Annotated in this window: 20 protein-coding genes; 11 read left to right on the top strand and 9 right to left on the bottom strand. The window is 39.1% G+C overall.

Annotation, left to right across the window (positions count from 1 at the left end):
• Nucleotides 1–139: 139 nt before the first annotated feature.
• Both PL11201_RS00545 and PL11201_RS00540 read left to right on the top strand, forming a co-directional pair.
• Nucleotides 140–1,495: an AAA family ATPase gene (locus tag PL11201_RS00545; RefSeq protein WP_079676706.1), complete on the top strand. Its 1,356-nt coding sequence runs from the start codon at nt 140–142 to the stop codon at nt 1,493–1,495.
• A complete protein-coding gene (locus PL11201_RS00540) occupies nt 1,492–2,361 on the top strand; it encodes a DUF4435 domain-containing protein (RefSeq protein WP_079676705.1) in 870 nt (289 codons plus the stop codon). The genes PL11201_RS00545 and PL11201_RS00540 overlap by 4 nt, the downstream gene beginning before the upstream one ends.
• Here PL11201_RS00540 and PL11201_RS00535 read toward each other — a convergent pair.
• The 3 genes from PL11201_RS00535 to PL11201_RS00525 all read right to left on the bottom strand — a co-directional run bounded on the left by PL11201_RS00535 (nt 2,336) and on the right by PL11201_RS00525 (nt 4,367).
• The gene (locus PL11201_RS00535) at nt 2,336–2,818 is read right to left on the bottom strand and encodes a type II toxin-antitoxin system YhaV family toxin (RefSeq protein ID WP_079676704.1); all 483 of its coding nucleotides are present in this window, start codon (nt 2,816–2,818) and stop codon (nt 2,336–2,338) included. The genes PL11201_RS00540 and PL11201_RS00535 overlap by 26 nt on opposite strands.
• An 11-nt stretch (nt 2,819–2,829) precedes the next feature.
• The gene (locus tag PL11201_RS00530; protein ID WP_079676703.1) at nt 2,830–3,153 is read right to left on the bottom strand and encodes a type II toxin-antitoxin system PrlF family antitoxin; all 324 of its coding nucleotides are present in this window, start codon (nt 3,151–3,153) and stop codon (nt 2,830–2,832) included.
• 293 nt (nt 3,154–3,446) lie between these two features.
• On the bottom strand, nt 3,447–4,367 hold the full coding sequence (locus PL11201_RS00525; protein ID WP_079676644.1) for a transposase family protein: 921 nt from the start codon (nt 4,365–4,367) through the stop codon (nt 3,447–3,449).
• A gap of 21 nt (nt 4,368–4,388) precedes the next feature.
• Here PL11201_RS00525 and PL11201_RS27435 point away from each other — a divergent pair, with 21 nt between their 5' ends.
• From PL11201_RS27435 to PL11201_RS00495, 6 genes are all read left to right on the top strand, one after another.
• On the top strand, nt 4,389–4,631 hold the full coding sequence (locus PL11201_RS27435; protein WP_079676752.1) for a carbohydrate porin: 243 nt from the start codon (nt 4,389–4,391) through the stop codon (nt 4,629–4,631).
• A gap of 56 nt (nt 4,632–4,687) precedes the next feature.
• Nucleotides 4,688–5,782 (top strand): ATP-binding protein, encoded by a 1,095-nt coding sequence (locus PL11201_RS00515; protein WP_079676702.1) that lies wholly within the window; start codon nt 4,688–4,690, stop codon nt 5,780–5,782.
• 41 nt (nt 5,783–5,823) lie between these two features.
• Entirely contained in the window at nt 5,824–6,663 is an 840-nt protein-coding gene (locus tag PL11201_RS00510) for a hypothetical protein (protein WP_144017630.1), read from the top strand.
• 72 nt (nt 6,664–6,735) lie between these two features.
• A complete protein-coding gene (locus PL11201_RS00505; protein WP_079676700.1) occupies nt 6,736–7,029 on the top strand; it encodes a DUF433 domain-containing protein in 294 nt (97 codons plus the stop codon).
• On the top strand, nt 7,026–7,370 hold the full coding sequence (locus PL11201_RS00500) for a DUF5615 family PIN-like protein (protein ID WP_079676699.1): 345 nt from the start codon (nt 7,026–7,028) through the stop codon (nt 7,368–7,370). The genes PL11201_RS00505 and PL11201_RS00500 overlap by 4 nt, the downstream gene beginning before the upstream one ends.
• Nucleotides 7,371–7,439: 69 nt before the next feature.
• Nucleotides 7,440–8,594, top strand: coding sequence for a DNA cytosine methyltransferase (locus PL11201_RS00495; protein ID WP_079676698.1), 1,155 nt, complete (start codon nt 7,440–7,442; stop codon nt 8,592–8,594).
• Here the strand turns inward: PL11201_RS00495 and PL11201_RS00490 are convergent.
• The 3 genes from PL11201_RS00490 to PL11201_RS00480 all read right to left on the bottom strand — a co-directional run bounded on the left by PL11201_RS00490 (nt 8,563) and on the right by PL11201_RS00480 (nt 12,387).
• Nucleotides 8,563–9,129 (bottom strand): Uma2 family endonuclease, encoded by a 567-nt coding sequence (locus PL11201_RS00490; RefSeq protein WP_079676697.1) that lies wholly within the window; start codon nt 9,127–9,129, stop codon nt 8,563–8,565. The two genes, PL11201_RS00495 and PL11201_RS00490, sit on opposite strands and share 32 nt — an antisense overlap.
• A 55-nt stretch (nt 9,130–9,184) precedes the next feature.
• Complete coding sequence (locus PL11201_RS00485) at nt 9,185–10,579, bottom strand: DUF1800 domain-containing protein (RefSeq protein WP_079676696.1); 1,395 nt, start codon at nt 10,577–10,579, stop codon at nt 9,185–9,187.
• Nucleotides 10,580–10,713: 134 nt separating this feature from the next.
• A complete protein-coding gene (locus PL11201_RS00480; RefSeq protein ID WP_079676695.1) occupies nt 10,714–12,387 on the bottom strand; it encodes a CHAT domain-containing protein in 1,674 nt (557 codons plus the stop codon).
• A 308-nt stretch (nt 12,388–12,695) separates the two neighbouring features.
• Between PL11201_RS00480 and glgX the strand changes: the two genes are divergently transcribed.
• Complete coding sequence (glgX, locus tag PL11201_RS00475; protein ID WP_144017634.1) at nt 12,696–14,777, top strand: glycogen debranching protein GlgX; 2,082 nt, start codon at nt 12,696–12,698, stop codon at nt 14,775–14,777.
• 40 nt (nt 14,778–14,817) lie between these two features.
• On the opposite strand, the gene PL11201_RS00470 is transcribed toward glgX, so the two are convergent.
• The 3 genes from PL11201_RS00470 to PL11201_RS00460 form a co-directional block, all read right to left on the bottom strand.
• A complete protein-coding gene (locus tag PL11201_RS00470) occupies nt 14,818–15,318 on the bottom strand; it encodes a MogA/MoaB family molybdenum cofactor biosynthesis protein (protein ID WP_079676693.1) in 501 nt (166 codons plus the stop codon).
• A 170-nt stretch (nt 15,319–15,488) separates the two neighbouring features.
• Nucleotides 15,489–15,827 (bottom strand): photosystem II reaction center protein Psb28, encoded by a 339-nt coding sequence (gene psb28 / locus PL11201_RS00465; RefSeq protein WP_079676692.1) that lies wholly within the window; start codon nt 15,825–15,827, stop codon nt 15,489–15,491.
• Nucleotides 15,828–15,908: 81 nt separating this feature from the next.
• Nucleotides 15,909–16,772 (bottom strand): SPOR domain-containing protein, encoded by an 864-nt coding sequence (locus PL11201_RS00460; protein ID WP_234996582.1) that lies wholly within the window; start codon nt 16,770–16,772, stop codon nt 15,909–15,911.
• A 244-nt stretch (nt 16,773–17,016) separates the two neighbouring features.
• On the opposite strand from PL11201_RS00460, the gene mnmA reads away from it, so the two are divergent.
• Together mnmA and PL11201_RS00450 are read left to right on the top strand one after the other, a co-directional pair.
• Nucleotides 17,017–18,120, top strand: a complete 1,104-nt coding sequence (gene mnmA / locus PL11201_RS00455; RefSeq protein WP_079676690.1) for a tRNA 2-thiouridine(34) synthase MnmA — start codon at nt 17,017–17,019, stop codon at nt 18,118–18,120.
• Nucleotides 18,121–18,267: 147 nt separating this feature from the next.
• Nucleotides 18,268–19,560 carry a M16 family metallopeptidase gene (locus tag PL11201_RS00450; protein WP_079676689.1) on the top strand — a complete coding sequence of 431 codons (1,293 nt, stop codon included), beginning with the start codon at nt 18,268–18,270 and terminating at the stop codon, nt 19,558–19,560.
• Nucleotides 19,561–19,692 lie beyond the last annotated feature (132 nt).

Here is a 19,692-nt window from a genome sequence, read left to right as displayed (position 1 = left end):
TTTTTAAGATAACTGATTAGAGTGCGATCGCTACTTTTATTAGTTGAAACAATTTACAAAAGTTCTGCGCTATTGAGACAAGTACAACTAGAAGTTATAATTGCAGTTAAGCAGCATAAGGCTAGGTCACTCAAATAATATGCAAATTCAACAAGTCTCTGTTAATGGTCTATTTGGAATTTTTGATCATGTAATTCTATTGAACATGGATCAGAGAATCACCATCATTCATGGGCCTAACGGCTTTGGAAAAACTGCAATACTGAGAATGCTGAATGGATTTTTCAACTCTCAATATTCGGTGTTTCGTAGTATCCCATTTAACAAGTTTCAAGTAGAGTTTGATGATGGCAGTAGTGTTGAGGTAATAAACACTACTGAGGGTTCTGCAAAAACAAAAAAGAGAGAGTGTTCCATCGAATTTCATAAGCCTCATTCAAAAAGTCGTACTTGTCCCTTACCAAAAACAAAAGACTCCTCAGATATCGATTTGCCAGTCAGTATCTTGGACGATATAATTCCTGGATTGCAACGAGTAGCAGTTAAAACATGGGTCTATCTCCCGACAGGTGAAACTCTTTCTTTAAACGAAGTTATAGAGAGATTTGAAGATGTTATCCCATTAAAAATAAAATCACGATATGAAATACCAGATTGGTTAAAAACATTGACGAATAATATTCATGTCCGCCTCATAGAATCACAACGTTTATTAAACTTTGAGCCTATTCGTTCTTCAAGACTGAATTCGGGAACATCTTCCATGATACCAACTGTTTCATCTTATTCTAACGAGCTTGCAAAACTGATTGAATCTAAACTAGCAGAATATGGCACAACATCTCAATCTCTTGATAGAACATTTCCTGCAAGAGTCGTCCAACAACAATCATCTCCTGACTTAACAGATGAAGAACTTCGTACTCATCTCAATGAACTTGAAGAAACTCGCTCTCGTCTGATCGAGGTCGGTTTATTAGATAAAGATGAAAATTCAGACTTTCAAATTCAGCCTCAATCCATAGATGAAAGCACCAAAAATATTTTGTCAGTGTATGTTAAAGATGTAGAAAAAAAACTGAGTGTTTTTGATGAAATTGCGAGTAAAATCGAACTTTTAAGAAGAATTATAAACAATAAGTTTGCTTATTCTTATAAAGAAATGAATTTTAGCAAAGACAAAGGGTTTGTTTTCAAGACACATCATCCCTCCTCCTCTGATACAGATATTCTTTCTCCAACCGATTTGTCATCGGGTGAGCAGCATGAATTAGTTCTTCTTTACGAATTACTATTTAAGGTTCAACCTAATTCTTTAGTGCTAATTGACGAACCCGAACTATCGCTTCATGTAGGATGGCAAGCCCAATTTTTAAAAGACTTACAAGAAATTACAAAGCTTGCAAATTTAGATATTTTAATGGCGACTCACTCACCCGATATTATTCAAGATCGTTGGGATTTGACTGTGGAACTGAAAGGAGCCAGGAAATGAGGGAGTATCTTTCTGCTGACCGTCATGCCAATGCCATTCGGCTAAGACGTAGCACTTTTTCAGGGACTTTTTTATTAGTTGAAGGTAGGACAGATCAGACATTTTATGAACGTTTTATTGACAAAAAAAACTGTGAATTAATGAGTATTTCTGGCAAACCCTCTAGTAAACTTCTAATTATTAATGTTCTGGGTATTTTGGAGAAAGACAATTTTGATGGAATTTTAGCTATTGTTGATGCAGATTTTGATCATCTTGAAACTTCACCGCATACTAACCCTAATCTAATTCGTACAGATACCCATGACCTGGAAACGATCCTGATCAATTCAAAAGCCTTTGATAAGGTGATCAGTGAGTTTGGCTCCCAGGAGAAAATTACTCAATTTGGTAGAGATATAAGAACAGCATTGTTAGAAGCGAGTATGCCAGTTGGATATCTTCTCTGGGTTTCTAATCGCGATGGATTAAACTTGACTTTTAAGAAGATCGAATTTAGTAATTTTATTGACAAGGAAACCCTAAAAATTGATGAAATTAAACTGATTCAAGAAGTCAAGAATAAATCCATCGAAGCCCATAAACTGAAAAACGAAGATTTACAACAACGGATAATAAACCAAAAAAGTAGCAACCATGATCCCTGGCAAGTCTGCTGTGGTCATCACTTGGTGGCAATCCTATCCCTCAGCTTACGCAAAGCAATTGGTTCTGCGAATGATAATGATGTTAAACCGGAGAATTTAGAGCGTAATTTAAGGCTTGCCTACGAAGAAACTTACTTTTGCAAAACGCAAATTTACTTGTCTATTTGCACTTGGGAAACTAATAATCTACCATTTAGGGTCTTATCGAATGACATATAGCTTTAAAAAAGCAGCCATTAGTGACAATTACATTGTCAGGAGGGTGTCCGGTTTCAAGTATTTTCTTAAAAACTCGATAAGCGTCTGTATTACTGTTATAAGAACGCTTAGAATCATCATCATTTACCCAGGCAAATACAATAATTTTGCTCTCTTGATGATATCTAAAAAACAGTCGGTACTGCTGAAAAAATTTAGCTCTAAACCAGTGTTTATAATCATCTCCCAGGGTAGTCCCTTGACGATAATCACTACGAGTTGGATCTTGAGGAATAATCTCAAATGCCAACTTTGCTATAGCAGCTAAACGCTTTGTGGCATTTTTCTTTTTGTAATCTTGAGGATATTTCTGACGTAAATCTTCAACCTGGGTTAGAAGTTCTTCAAACCGATTTAGAAACAGAGGGTGGACAAATATATTCCACCCATTAATCACTAAGGGCTGATTTACAGACAAAATTATTCATCCTAGTCCAAAAGGGGTGCATCCAGATCGAGATCAACATCAGAAACTAAGGACTGAACACGACTGACTAAATCAGAGCTAAGTGCTTTAATATGTTGAGGATTATTCTGGATATCTTGTGCTATAAAATTTAGAAACTGCCCTAGTATCGGATCATTTTCTGTCGGGTCAGCACGAGAAATAATGACTTGACCGTCAGACCCGATGGTGTAGCGGATTTTATCGCGCTTATTCAAACCAAGAGCTTTGCGAACAGGATCAGGAATTGTAGTCTGATAACGATCAGTTAGAGTTGATTCCGAGCATGGAGCCAATTTTGCAGCCATAGCGACTTCTAAACCTATTGGTTAAACTCTATTTTCAAGGTAATGCAATTGCATTGTGTTGTCAAGGGTGACATAATTGACTTGAAAACCAAACTAAATCTTGATAACTAATTAAAGTGCGATCGCTAATATTGCTCATTAGACATCTCCGAAAATCCTCAAATGCCCTCTATCGCTACTTTTTGAGTCTCTAGCACTCCTGTGCCGGTTTCTCCTAAAGTAACGGATTCATAGGCTTTTTCAGTTACATTAATAATAATTAATGAATTTTATTTCTGATATTCAATCATTTTTCAAAAGTATTCTGGGCAATTCTTAGATGATAATACAATCGCTCCTATTCGCCATCTTATTAGTCCACATACTGTCAAGATTACTGCTTCATAATTTTGGCTCTTTAACCGAAATCTTTCTGAAGCAACTCGATAAATTTTTATCAGTCTTATTAAATGTTCGACTACAATCCTTTGTTTGGCTTTTAACCGATTTTCTTCTCGATTTTCAAGGGATATTTCTTGATTCCTCGGTTTCTTATGTGGTGTATTAATTGCTGTTTCCCCTACATAAGCTTTATCCCCCCTGTATTTTTGATGATTCCCCAATTCCTCCCTTCTTTCTCTCCACAATTTCAGATCGCTTGTTGCTCCGGTATAACCCACAGCTACATCCACTATTTCTTTCCCGCTCGGCATGACAATGACTTGATTTTTAAAGGTATGTGTTTTTTTCTTTCCTGAGTAATATTTTTTCTGCTCTTCATTGTCTGTTGGTCTTTGCATGGGCTGTTCATAGCTATCTACTACTAACTCATATTCCAGCAGAATTTTTTCTACCCACTCCCAATCACTCTCGTTTTTTTTTACTTGCTCAAGTAAACTGGCTGGCAGTAATTCTCTCAATATTTTTATCCCGTTATGGAAAATATCATTCGCTGTTGATTCACTCACTTCAAACTGTAACCCTAACATTTGAAATGTGGGCATCTGATGCAGATAAATTAGAGTTAGTAAGATTTGTTCCTCCACAGATAATTTCTGGTGACGACCCCCACCTGCTTTAATCAACCTGATCTTAGCTTTTTCTCGTTCTTGTCGTTTTTCTTGTTCTAATAACTCCGCGGCTTGAATTAGTTCTATCAACTGTTCATATTCCATCCCTAATAGCCTTTTTGTTTGCTGGGGATTCTTGTCCAGATAGCCTCTTAATTTAGTCATCTCTCCTTGGGGTAAAATCAAATTTTACCATCTTGCTATCCCTCCCCATTTTTATTTCGGAGATGTCTATTCCATATACGATTCCGATTTGATAAATGCGATACAAATTCTTCGGTAAAGTTTGAATTAAGTCGGGTTTATAAATATAAATTAAATGACTATATTGCAATTAATTCGGGCTTAATTTGGCTAACAGCACCCGCTCAAAATAATCAGAATAACGATGCAATTATTGGCATTGTTAGAACAACATTTACATTTTGATCGGTGATCCTCCCAAAAATGGTAATATCAGCAATTAGCTTGTTCAATAGACACCGATGGATATAGCAGAGTTAGCAGCCCCCTTAGAAACCTTTGGACGGCAAAGACAATTTCAGCAGATCACTCAAGCCTTAGCCCGTGATCGAGATTTGTTAATTGCCGGAGTACCGGGCAGTGGCCGACGAACCCTGGTCAGAAGGGCAGCGACGGAAGTCGGGGCAAAAATTATCGAAGTGGACTGTATTCGGGCAACCGATGGCCAACGCTTGACTCAACTGTTATGTGAGGGGATTTCTCAGGCAATAAAAAGTCCTATCGCTATTGAGTGTTTGCAAGAATGGATAAGTAAAGAAGCTACTGAATTTTTTGCCTGTCAAGGAAATATGGCAAAAAGTTTGCGGTTAATTGCGAAACCGGAAGAAGTTTGGCAAGCCTATCAATTATTAATTCATTTTCCACAATATTTAACGGAATTTGTAGGGCGACAAGTGGTGTTAATTTTGCAAGGTTTTCCCCATATTAGATCTTGGGATCGACAGGGAAATTGGGAAAAATTATTGCGCCAAGAAATTCAACAGCAAAATTCTGTGAGTTATGTTTTAATAACAACTTTAGCGGAAACTAGCAATCAAGAGGAGTTTCATAAAAATTTAGATATTGTGCAGTTAACGCCCCTATCTAATGATGTGGTTGCAGCTTGGGCGCATGGGGTTTTACATCGAGAAAATTTAACTTTTGATCCGCGATCGCAAGCATTACAATACTTTTTAGAAGCGGTGCAGGGACATATTGGAGATGCTTCGGCTTTAGTGCGTCGCTTGTGTAAAGTTAAAACCACAAATGGTTTAATTGCAGATCAGGAAATCGAGGAAACCTTACAGGAATTATTAGCCGATTTTTCAACGGTATTCGAGTCATTGTTAGTATTACTTCCGGCTTCTCAAGCTCAATTATTAGAGTCTTTAGCCCTAGATCCCACGGATAAACCCCAAAGTCGGGAATATATTACTAAACATCATTTATCCAGAGGAGGAAGTCTACAAGGAGCGATCACGGGTTTGCAACATAAAGGCTTAATTTATGGTTCAGAATTAGGCTATAAATTAGCTTTGCCGTTATTTGGTTTATGGATCAAACAACGGTTAAGTTAAATTAAAATTTAGGATTAAACTTAATGTATGGTGATTTTTTCATGAAAAAAACAGGTTTATTTTTATTGTTGTTTTTATTAACAGGTTGTGAAATTCTATCGGAACATTGGCGACAACTTTCAAAAACCATGAATATTGTTAGCTCCAGTTCATCTAATAAAATTGAACAATGTGGGGAACAACCTTCAGGAAATATTGCTTCATCTAATATTAAATTAATCAATTTAACCGCTATTAATACCAAGGAATCTGGCCAAATTCGCCAAGGAAGTTATTTAGCTTATCAATTTCCTGCTAAAGCTGGTCAACAGTTAAATTATCGCACAGAAGATAATTTATGTATTTGGGTTTATGCACCGGATAGACAACTGATTAAAACCAAAGATTTATCCCAAACGGGTCAATATACAATCGTTTTAACAGCTTTAAAAGGAGCTACAACTTTTGATCTAAAAATGAGTTTAGGGTCTCATGGTGCGACAGTAAAACAACCCTTACAACCCCTACCTCCTTTTGCTAATTCTCCTACTCCTACCCCAACTCCTACCCCAACTCCTTCTATTTCTCCTCAAGCAAATAACGCCACCGAAAGAGTTAAATTTGACCCTGGAGCGACGGGAACAACGGTTACAGGTATGGTTAAACCCGCAGAAAAACGACAATATAAATTAGAATGTGCCGCCGGACAAAAGATGTCCGTTGATGTAACCGAAGGAACGGTAGATATTAATATTTTAGATCCGAATGGTAAGAATATTGGTACTATTAAAAATAGCAAAAATTGGCAAGGAGAATTGCCCATTGATGGAGATTATACCATCGAAGTTTCTGGCTCAAAAGCAGCTAATTTTAAACTTAATGTTGATGTGCCTGCATTGTAACTCTATTCCTGGGATTATGATGTTGCAATGTGATATTATAGAAGTATAAAAAATTTTGTTGTATGAGTTGATATGACTGTACAATCGGTTTCTCGTTATGTGAGTCGTAACCCTGAAATTCTTCAAGGTGAACCTATCATTTTAGGAACTCGAACTTCAGTCCGAGCTATTGTTGGGTTATGGCGTTTAGGAATATCTCCTGAAGAAATCCCGATACATTTACCCCATCTAACATTAGCACAGGTTTTTGATGCCTTGAGTTTTTATTTAGATAATCAAGAGGAAATTAATCATTATATTGAACAAAATCGCATTCCTGAAGAATTAGTTCATCCTGCTGTTAAAGCGGCTATGAAAAAAACATGAAATTATTTGCAACACTATATACAGATGAAGATGTTTCTGTTCTAGTTGCAACTTTACTCCGCAGTAGAGGTTTTAATGTGACAACATCACTAGAACAAGGAATGTTAGGAAAATCCGATCAAAATCAGTTAATTTATACAGCAAAATCTGATCGATGTTTACTGACTCATAACCGAGTTGATTTTGAACAGTTGCATTTAGAATATATGGCTAAAAAACGGAACCATTCAGGAATTATTATTGTCCCTCAAAAAAGTCCTCATGAAATCGCTCAACGGGTTTCTATTTTATTAGATACTCTAACGGCTGATGAAATTTTTAATCAACTTTTGTATGTGTAAATTGACTTTAATATTCCATTGTTCAAACAAAATATTATAATTAATTCTATTATCTTGTTGAGTAGAGAAATGAAAAACTTTATTGACTTATTCTCCGGCGCCGGGGGAATGTCTTGTGGATTAGAAATGGCAGGAATGAATTGTTTATTGGGAATAGATTTTGATAAATATTCCTTAGAAACCTTTCAAGCTAATCATCCCCATTCCCAGACGATTTTAGGAGATTTGCGAGAAATTAAAACCGAATTCATTCAGGATATTATTGGAAATCAAACCGTAGATTTAATTTGCGGTGGCCCTCCTTGTCAGGGATTTTCAACTATTGGTACAAACGATAAAAAAGATCACCGAAATTTTTTGTTTTTTGAATTTTTGAGAATGGTAGAAACCTTTAAACCTAACTTTATTATTCTGGAAAACGTTACCGGGTTATTGGCAAAAAAGAATGAAAGTACATTAACATTAATTATTAATAGTTTTAGCCAATTGGGTTATACTGTAGATGTGAAGGTATTATCCGCCCATCATTATGGTGTGCCCCAAGCGAGACGACGGACTATTTTATTAGGAAATCGCTTTGGAGTTAGTAATATTTATCCAGAAAAACGATTTAAAGATTCTGAAAAAGATCCTGATCTTTTACCCTTACCTCGCACCGTGGAATGGGCATTTAATACTTTATTAGAGTTTGCAGGTCAAAGTTTTAACCATGATTTGAAAACAGCCCAAATCAAAAATGAATTAGAAAGAAAAAGAATTCATTATATCCCTGAAGGGAAAGGAATTCGTTATGAACGGGATCAGTTAGCCTATCTCCCGCCTTCCTTGTGGTATGATATAAATTGGAAAACAATTCGAGAAGAACGATTTAGAGAAACTCAATTAAAGCGTTTAGATCGGTATTACCATTCAGGTACAATTAATACAAATAAAACCACCTATTATCATCCTACAGAAGATCGTTATTTGACTCCCCGAGAAGCCGCCGCTATCCAATCTTTTCCACCTGATTATATTTTTTATGGAACATCCTCTCAACAATGGCGACAAATTGGTAATGCAGTCCCGCCGTTATTAGCTGCATCGGTAGGAGAGGCTATTTTAAAGTTAGACCAACTCAAAGATAACCTAGAAAAAACCTATTCTATCCCAGATTTTCAAGCAGTGCGTTCCCAGGCATTTAATTATCGGTTTAAGGAAAAAATAACTGGACAACAGCACTAAATCCAGGTAATAAAGGTGATGTGATTTCATCTGTTTCTAATAAGGTTGAAACCTTAACTAATTGTGCTTTTTCTCTGCGATAAATTTCAACTTGTTTGGTAGAATAATTAACAACCCAATATTCCTGAACTCCCGTAATAGAATAGAGTTTTAATTTAGCTTGTTTATCTCGACGCTCGTTTTGTTTTCCGGGGGATAAAACCTCAATCACTAATTCCGGTGCTCCGGTTAAATGTCCCGCTTCATCTTCAATTTGTTCGAGTCTTTCATGAGTCACCCAAACCACATCAGGAATAACACTATCAATATCAGAAAAGATTAAACCCGGAGCAAAAATTGTGACGCCTAAATTATTCGACTCTGACCAAATATCAAGTAATGCACAAATCTTAACACAAGCCTGTTGATGGCGACGATGGGGAGAGCGAGTCATAAAGAGTTCTCCATTGAGGATTTCATGGCGTATCCATTCATTTTCTGGTAGTCCCTCGACGTCTTCAATTGTCCAGATTACTTGTTCTAGGGTTTGATTCATCATGACCCCCGTTTTGGGTTTAATCCTTTTAATTATAGCAAAAAATCGGATATTTTCAATACATCATAAATTCAGGACTTCCTAAAATTAATGCTCCTCTTAAATTCGGGGTAGCTTTGTCTAAAACGGAGCGAGTTTGAGGGGAGAAATTATTTTCTAATGTGGAGGCTAAAAAATTAGCATCAATGGGTTTTCCATCGTCAAGTAATCCATTGGATAAGGGAACAGATAAACTACTGCGTCTTACCATGGCGTCGGGATTTAACCAAGCGGATTGAATATTTTTATACCCATCGGGAGACGGACAACCATAGAGGGGCATTCCTAATTGATTTAGGATACCATCTAGGGGTTCAAAATTGGTAACTGTACCGATAATTCTCATCACTGAAACAAGATATCGATAGGGGGTTTTAAATTTAGTTTGATAAATATTGGTTTGCCAAAATTCGTTACTTGCAAAGAGGGTTTGGAGAACCATTGCAATATTTCCATCGCTATCTAAGAAGGTTTTAGCTAGTTTTTTAACCAGGGAATCGGGAGGAGTATCACTAACAAAATTTCGAGCTAATTGATAACTAATATGTTGGGCTGTAGAAGGATGTTTTGCTATGATATTAAGAGCTTCTTCGCCTTCATTCATTCCACTACCTTTAATCGAATATCCTAAAAACACTTTATCGCTAAAATCATGGCGGGTTTCGTCAAAATAAAATCCCGATTTAGTTGAGGTTTGGGCAATAGGTTGAAATAGTCCCCATCCGGTTAAAATTTTGGCTAATTCAATAATATCTTTTTGGCTATAACCGCCATTAACTCCTAATGTATGTAACTCTAATAATTCCCGGGCATAATTTTCATTTAACCCTTTAAATGCGCCCTTTGCCCCCGAACTTCCCGGGGCAGTATTTTGCCAATTATCTAAATAGACTAACATAGCCGGATGTTTGGCAGTTGCTCCTAATAATTGTCTAAAGTTTCCTAAAGCATGGGGTCGAATGGCGTGTTGTTCATAGGAACTAAAAAACTGTCGAGTTAAATCACTTTTTGTCGCAAATACATTAAAATGGTTATACCAAAAATCCACCATTACTTCTTCTAATTGACGAGGACTAGCAAAGGCTCTTAATAAACGCCCTCGTTTGGCTTGCTGCATGATTTTTTGATTAAAACTTTGCTTAATTTTAATCATGGATTTGCTATCTAAACCGAGGGTTTTAGCTTGTTCTAGGGTTTGTTTTTCCGCTAGAATAACTTCACCGGGTTGCCAAACTAATGTATTTAAAGGATTGAGTTTTTCCTTTAAATCGGCGGGATAGGGAATTGTTTGTGGTTGCAGTTGGGTCTTAATATAAGTATCAATTCCCATCTGTTGTACCTGTTGAATTTGTCCAGGAGTAACACCAAAACTTAAACGATTAATTAGATGAAAAATTTTAGGTTCAATCATAAATCAGTTATCAAGTATCCGCATTATCATTTGTAGGGGCGGGTTCATTGAGATGCGCAGTAATTAACAAAGATCTAAAAGAACCCGCCCGTACCAGTTGTCAGCGTAAGAGTTAATACTTGATTTATCACCTATTACCCATTGCCTATTCCCCATTCCCCATTCCCTTCAATTACAAACTCTAACAATTGCCCCTGAGAACTGCCAAATTTTAACTGCATTCCTGATATTAACGGAATTTCTTGATGGTGGATGCGTTGCCATTCTTGAGTATGAAAAATTAAGGTTCCATAGCGAGAAAAATCCCTTAAAAAATAATTCGGTTGGGTTTTTCCATCGGAACTATGACGACAAAAAATTTCTGCGTGTTTAGAAGAAACCCACTGTTCCGCAACAATTACATCATTCCCTTCTCCACGACCTACCCGCATTAATCCGGTATCAATGGGCCAAACCTGGGCTGGGGTATTAGTCCCGGGGTTATAGAGTCGTAACCAGGCCCGGGGAACATCCCCAAACCCTGTTACCGAACTCATTGGCATTTCTGTCTTAATCTGTTCTAAAGGCTGGACTAACACCCCGTCAAATTCCGGGTGCATATACAAGATGGGTAACGTCCAAGCGGGTTGATTAAACTTATAAAGGGCTAACAAATGCTGACGGGCCATGGCCACGGCCTGATCCACGGGGAGACGTTCCCCTAAAGCTCTAGCAAAGGCTTGAATAAAGCTTAACGCCTCGGCGTCGGTAATCGAGTCCCGCATTCCCAACACCGCCGGAACCCCGTGATGGATTAATACTTTAGCTAAACTACTACTAGGAATGGCTTGAAATAGTGAATTAGAGGGGGTTGACACGGTTTCTACCGCCGGGTGAGCGCTCCAACAGGCGTTAAACACCGCTAGGATAATCCCACATCGGACTAACACCTGGGCCAGTTCTGTCCCATTAATAGTAGTATCGGGACGCAGAAATAATAACCCACCATCGGGGGCTGGCATTCCATGTCCTGCATAAAATAAGACGTTATAGCGGTCGGTTTCTAATTCTGCAATCAGTTGTTCAACGGTCGGTTCCAGAAGGGTTTTAACGCCGCAGTAAACCTCGCTCTCGACTCGATTTCCCAGGGTATCCATGCCGCATTGTTCAAAGGCTTTACCGATGGCGATCGCTTCTTTTTCTAAAGCCAATTTCGATAATTCGGAATTAGGAGACACCCCAGGGGTTTGACCTTCCCCCAACACCAATAAAATATTCAACCCTGGAGCCGCCAAACGCTGGGGGAGGGGGTTGACATCAAAGGTGGTGCGACTAAACCACAGATGTTGACTCAGGGAAATCGCCGGTTGACCGCCTTGGGGTTGCATCGTTTCCCAGGGAATGGGGATTAAATCCGGGTCTCGGAGGTCTAAGCGAATCCGTAGGGGTTGATCCTGGCCAATAGCAATCCCTTGACTGCGGTGTAAACTAGCTTGAATTGATCCTTGAAATAACCATTGCCAGAGATTAATCCCAAATTGCTGCATTAAACGGGTGGTATAACTAAGTTGTTGCCCCGAATGGGAAGCAGCAGTTAAGGACAAATTCGCAGGAGGCGGAGAACACAAACCATTGGGAATACTATGGGGGGAAAATAGTTCTAACCACGCTTGCCAAGTTTGGGAAAGGGGTTCGGGCCAGCTACTATCATGGTGAACATATCCATTCCAATCGGGAGACTGTACCACCCAAGTTGCAAAATGATGGGCAACGGAGGTATTCATCCGAGCGATCGCAATACTTAAGCAAGGGGTTTCTGAGGGGGACATTCAACTGAACACACAGTTTTATTGGGATTTTCTGCTAGTTTATCGCGTTTTTAGCACTGGTGATCGGTTATTTATCCCAATTAACGATAATCTAGGTTAAACATTATGTTAAAGGCAAAATTTCTGTGCAGGGGGACGGCGCGCCTTGCCCCTAGGATGAATTAGATTGGGTGATTCCCAAACCGATAGAGTTCATTCTTTCTGTTCCGATGTTCTTTATTCCACAACAGAATTATTCAACCCGAAAAGGAGTTAGACCGTTGAATACAGCAATTGATAATCGAGAAAACTTGCAAGGAGTGAAAGGCGTGCATCTTGATATTTTATCTGGTCAAAGCTACCCCTTGGGAGCCACGGTTTATGCCAATGGGGTGAATTTTTGTATTTTTTCTAAAAATTGTACGGCTATAGAATTACTTTTATTTGATACCGCCGACGCCCACGAACCCACCCAGGTAATTCCCTTTGATCCTAAACATAATAAAACCTTTTATTATTGGCATATTTTTGTTCCAGGAATTCAAACCGGACAAATTTATGGATATCGCGTTGATGGTTTATATGAACCGGAATTAGGGTATCGTTTTGACCCTCAGAAAGTATTATTAGATCCCTATGCAAAAGCTATTGTTAATACGGAAAATTATAGTCGGGCTGCCGCTTCTGTTCCGGGGGATAATTGCGCTCAAGCCTTAAAAGGAGTGGTGGTTGATAAGCGAGGTTATGACTGGGAAGGAGATAAACCTTTAGAATTACCCTACGCCCAAACGATTATTTATGAACTGCACGTCGGGGGTTTTACGCGCAATCCTAACTCGGGAGTTGCCCCGGAAAAACGGGGAACCTACGCGGGATTAATTGAGAAAATTCCCTATTTAAAAGATTTAGGAATTACCGCCGTGGAATTACTCCCGATTCATCAATTTGATGAACAGGATGCAGTTCCTCCTCGGAGTAATTATTGGGGATATAGTACCATTTCCTTTTTTGCTCCCCATCGAGAATATAGTTCTAATCGAGATGCTATCGGCCCGATCAATGAATTTCGAGATATGGTCAAGGCTTTTCATAAAGCTGGAATTGAAGTGATTTTAGATGTGGTTTATAACCATACTGCCGAAGGAAATGAAGACGGCCCGACCATATCTTTTCGGGGACTTGATAACAGTATGTATTATATTTTAGAGAAAGATAATCCGGCTGATTATAGTAATTATAGTGGCTGCGGAAATACTATTAAAGCTAATCATGAAATTTCAGGACAGTTAATTATTGATAGTCTGAGATATTGGGTTTCAGAAATGCACGTCGATGGATTTCGCTTTGATTTGGCTTCGATTTTATCCCGGGATAAAGAAGGAAATCCGATTGAAGATGCCCCGATTTTATGGATTATTAAATCCGACCCCGTATTAGCCGGAGCAAAATTAATTGTTGAAGCTTGGGATGCAGGGGGATTATATCAAGTAGGTTCTTTAGCAGGGGATCGTTTTGCCGAATGGAACGGACAATTTAGGGATGATGTCCGTCGTTTTGTCAAGGGAGATGAAGGACAAGTTGAAAAGTTAGCCTATCGAATTATGGGGAGTCCTGACATTTATCCCCATCCCGATCGAGAAGTGCATTGTAGTATTAATTTTGTTACCTGTCATGATGGTTTTACTCTGCATGATTTAGTTTGTTATAATGAAAAACAGAACGATGCTAATGGAGAGGAAAACCGAGACGGTTCTGAATATAATTTTAGTTGGAATTGTGGCATTGAAGGGCCGACGGATGACCTGTATATTCAAGCTTTACGCCTGCAACAAATTAAAAATCTGTGGGTAATTTTATTACTGTCTCAAGGGACTCCGATGATGTTAATGGGGGATGAGGTTTGTCGGACACAATTTGGAAATAATAACGCTTACTGTCAGGATAATCCGTTAGGGTGGTTTGACTGGAGTGATGTGGGGAAAAATCCTGATGTCTTGCGGTTTGTTAAAAGTTTAATCCGCTTTAAAAAGGAACTCCATCTCTTTCAGTTAGATGATATTTTGGAAATGAATATAGAGAGTAATTTGCCCTATGTGATTTGGCATGGAGTGAAAATAGGAAAACCAGACTTATATGACAGTTCTCGCACTATTGCTTTTAGTTTATATCATCCCCAAAAAGGCGAACATCTCCATATTATGTTAAATTCCTATTGGGAACCCTTAAACTTTCAATTACCTCCCCTTTCTAAAGGAGAACGTTGGCATCGTTTGGTAGATACGGCTTTAGCGGTTCCTAATGATATTAGTCGCTTGAGTGCTGCCCGACCAATTATGGGAAAATATTATCATCTCAGCCCCCGTTCTGCTGTTGTTTTAATTGCTATGGCAGGGAACAGGCAACAAGTCTAAGAAAAAAAGTTGATCCTCTGGGTCTGAGCAATTAGGATTGCTATAGCAGTTTAACTAAATGGGTTAATTCAGGTAAAATTAATTTTTCCATTGCCAACTTTACTGCATTAGAAGATCCAGGAACCGAAAAGATTAATTTCCTTTGATAAACTCCAGCTACAGCCCGGGAAGCGATCGCTCTTGACCCTATTTCATGATAACTCAAAGCTCTAAAAATTTCTCCAAATCCAGGTAAAGTTTTTTCTAATAATTGTTCCAGAGCATCATAGGTAGTATCTCGGGGTGAAATTCCGGTTCCTCCACTAAAAATACAAGCATTCAGTTCAGGAATTTGACAGAGTTTTTTCAATAGTTTTATAATGTCTTTCGGTTCATCTTTAATAATTTGATAATCGAGAATTGGATGCCCAGTATTCTGTAGAAATTGCTGAATTAGTTGACCACTTTTATCGGTTTCTGGCGTGCGAGTATCACTCACCGTAATCACAGCACAATTAACCAAAAATTCCGAAGTATCAGGATGGGGAACTGGTAAAGTCATAAGGAATTACGAATTACGAATTACGAATTACGAATTACGAATGGGTAATAGAATGGGGAATTTATTTAATAAATTAACTATTAAACTGATGACTGGTACGGGCGGGTTCTTTTAAATGTTTGTTAATCACCTAAATCTCGATGAACCCGCCCCTACAAATGATGACTGAATTAGGATTTACTAAATTCTAATCCATTAGCTTTTGCATAACGTTCCATAAACAACATGAAACGATCCCATTCTTCGGGAGATTTCATTAAATGAATCGCCTCGATTTCCGTAGGTCTTCCATTAACAAACTTAGCGTTAACATCACGGGTGACGATTTCCCCATCATCATCAATCATATACATTCCTGTAATTTCTTGGGTGGAATCATCCGCTAAGGCTTTAGGATTGAGAAAATAAAATTTTGCTGTACCTTGACTCCCATCCCGTGAACGAGTCAGACGAACATCAGGAATTACATCTTCATCAATACCTATTGAAAATTGAATTTTAGCTACCATATTATCTTGTTAATCCTTTCTTGTTTAAGAGTTAACATCTGATTGTCTCATAATCTGGCAATGAAGTACAGCATCAATAGATTATCTCCCAAAATAGACAATAGCACGAGATAATCCCGAACTTTGCAGATAAGTTTCCCATTGTTGGGCTAACTGTTGATTGGCAAAAGGCCCAACAGCAACAAAGGGATTAGTAGCCGCCTGCTGCATCTGAATACTTTGGGAAGGAACACCCAAAGCTGCTACATTTTCAGCCACAGAAACCAGTTGATTTCTTTGACTAGGAATTAAGATAAAATAGCTATCAGTATTTCCTAATCCTAAACCAGAACCAGGGAAGGCTGGCAGGATATTCGGGGGGATATTGGGAATAGTAGCTAAAAACGCTTGTAATTGTGCGGTACTGTTAATAACGGTCGAAGAAATCCCCCCTAATGCTAACTTTTGTCGGAGTTGGTCAGCATTAGACTGATTCACAAAACTGCCCGCTTGAATAATCAATTGTCCTTGATAGGTGGATGTTCGAGCATTGGGAGAAATTTGGCGGACTGCACTTAAAGAATTCGAGGTCGGACTCACATAAACTTGATATAATCCCAAGTCAGTTGTGATCGGAATTTGACCCGATGGAATCGAAGTTCTGATCACTTTAATATCCGTTTGGTCGGGAGGAATAACCATCGGATTAACTCGAATTGGATTGTTAAAATCTTCTCCAGATTTCAAGTTAATAATTTCTCCTTGAACCCCCTGGCTTTTTAAGTCTGCAATTAATTTTTGAGCCTCACTTTGATTAAAATAAATTCCCAGATCAATAATGCTACGATTATTATATCGTTGGATCATGGCTCCGGGCTGAACTTGCTGCACGACTTCTAACAGTAAAGGACTCTCGCCATTGACATAAACTCCATAGCGTTCTTGGGCAAAAACAGGGGAAACCATTACTCCATATCCCCCCAATAGCACGAGGCTAGAAAATAGGGGTATTTTCCAAATAAATTTTGTAAGCCAATTGGTTTTTTTCTGTATTACAATAGAACAGACTGACATTTTAGCGTCCTCCCGTTTGGAGTGGGTTCGGTTGATATTGGCAGGTAAGCCAGTTAAGAGTAATCAAAATTGGCAGATCAGTCAAGATTAAAGTTAAGTTAGTTAATCAAAATTAGCAAGTTATTCTGATGTGATCATGAGCAAAGTTGTTGTAGGTCTTTCTGGTGGAGTCGATAGTTCCACAGCCGCCGCCTTGCTACACCATCAGGGATATGAGGTGGTGGGGTTGACCCTTTGGTTAATGAAGGGAAAAGGACAATGCTGTTCAGAAGGAATGGTGGATGCGGCCTACATTTGTGAACAATTAGGAATTCCTCATCATATTGTGGATAGTCGAGAGTTATTTCAAACCCATATTGTAGACTATCTCGTTGATGGTTATAGTGCCGGAATTACTCCGTTACCCTGTTCTCAATGTAATCGGGCGGTGAAATTTGGCCCGATGTTAGATTATGCCCGAGAACAGTTAGGAATTGATCGAATTGCCACGGGTCATTATGCTAGAATTGATTATGATGAAAAGGGCGATCGCTATCAATTAAAACGAGCCGTAGACCTGAATAAAGATCAGTCTTATTTTTTATATGACTTAACCCAAGATTTACTCGCCGGAACTCTATTTCCCTTGGGAGAAGTGTTAAAAACCGAAACTCGCCAAATGGCTAATCAATATGAGTTAAAAACCGCCGACAAACCCGAAAGTCAAGATTTATGTTTAGTGGAAGCCAATGGTTCCATGCAGGCTTTTTTAGATAAATATATTACGGGTAAAAAAGGCGATATTATAGACACAAAAGGTCGGGTTTTAGGACAACATGAGGGCATCCATCATTATACCATTGGACAACGAAAAGGTCTAGGAATTTCGGCCCCCAATCCCCTATATGTTGTCGGAATTGATGCGGGTCGAAATCAAGTAATTGTTGGGGATAGAGAAAGCGCGGTACAAACAGAATGTACCATTAAAAGAGTCAATTGGGTGTCTATTTCCCCACCGAATACCCCCATTCGTACCCAGGTACAAATTCGCTATCGGTCGCTACCCCAACCTGTCACCGTAATTCCGATTAATCCCCCAGAAGGAGCCGAAATTGATCCCAAAATTGGTTCCTGCGTTAAACTTATTTTTGATGAACCTATCTTTGGGATTACTCCGGGTCAAGCAGCAGTTTGGTATGACGGAGATTTAGTCTTAGGAGGGGGAATTATTGATATTCAAATACCCATAAACAGGGAATAGGGAATAGGCAATGGGCAATAGGAATAAATAGGGATCACCCATTACCCATTACCCGTTACCCATTACCCATTACCCATTACCCATTACCCATTACCCATTACTCATACCGATCTAAATTCCCCAAACTTAAAGAAAAATAGAGGAACTGTGACCCAAACTTTAACCCCGTCTAATACAATTCGTAATGTTCATCGCACAGTTCAGGATAACGGGATTGTGTTGCTAGTAACAGAAAATCCCGCCGCTGATATTATTGCAACTCGTCTATTTCTCCGAACAGGAAGTCGCTGGGAACCTCAAGAAAAAGCCGGACTTTCCCATCTGGTAGCCACGGTATTAACCAAAGGAACAGACCAGCTTTCCTCCATGGAAATTGCCGAACAAGTCGAATCAGTCGGGGCCAAATTAAGCGCAGACACGTCAACGGATTATTTTTTACTAAGTCTAAAAACTGTTGCTTCCGATTTTGAAGATATTTTAAGTTTAACTGGTGAATTATTACGTTCCCCCTCCTTTCCCGAAGAAGAAATCGAACTAGAACGTCGCATCACCATTCAAGGAATTCGGTCACAACGGGAACAACCCTTTTCCGTCGCCTTTGAACAACTGCGACAACAGATGTATCAACATCACCCCTACGCCCTTTCCACCCTAGGAACCGAAGCCAGCGTTTCCCAACTCAGCCGCGCTGACTTGCAAGAATTCCATCAAACCTATTTCCGTCCCGATAATTTAATTATCTCCATCGCCGGACGCATTACCCCAGAGGCGGCAACTGAACAAATTCAACGGGTATTTGGCGACTGGAGGGCCCCTGAAACCCCCTTACCGACATTATCCCTACCCATCCTAACCTCAATACCCCAAAACGCCATTACCCCCCAGGAAACACAACAATCCGTTGTGATGTTGGGCTATTTAACCAGTTGTGTCAACCATGAGGACTATTCGGCGTTAAAAGTATTAAATACCTATCTGGGAAATGGCTTATCTAGTCGATTATTTGTAGAATTGCGGGAAAAACGGGGTTTAGCCTACGATGTATCGGCTTTTTTCCCCACCCGTCTCGACCAGTCTCAATTTGTTGTCTATATGGGCACGGCGCCGGAAAATACCGAAATTGCCATTGATGGGTTACGCACCGAAGTGGAACGCCTGGTCAATATTCCCCTAACGGCGGATGAGTTACAAGTAGCTAAAAATAAACTTTTAGGTCAATATGCTCTGGGGAAACAAACCAACTCCCAACTGGCGCAAATCTATGGCTGGTATGAATGTTTAGGGTTAGGAATTGAATTTGATACGGAATTTCAGAATAACATTGCGGCGGTGACTTCTGCTGATACCCTGCGGGTTGCTAACCACTATTTTATTGAACCCTATCTTTCCGTTGTTGGCCCGGAAGCCTTTGTGAGTTCCTTTTCTGTTTCCCAGTCCTAGAGGTTTTCTGAACATCGGGGGGGAATATAGCAATCTGTGCCGGGGTTGTAATATTTTATTGTAGGGGTTTGGTCTCCAAACCCAGGCGCAAAGAGGGTTTGGAGACCAAACCCCTACAGGTTTTTATCACAA

It is taken from the genome of Planktothrix sp. PCC 11201 (genome assembly GCF_900009135.1).
GTDB lineage: Bacteria > Cyanobacteriota > Cyanobacteriia > Cyanobacteriales > Microcoleaceae > Planktothrix.
Note: the sequence above shows the minus strand (reverse complement) of the source record. Positions and strands in the feature narration are given on the sequence as shown.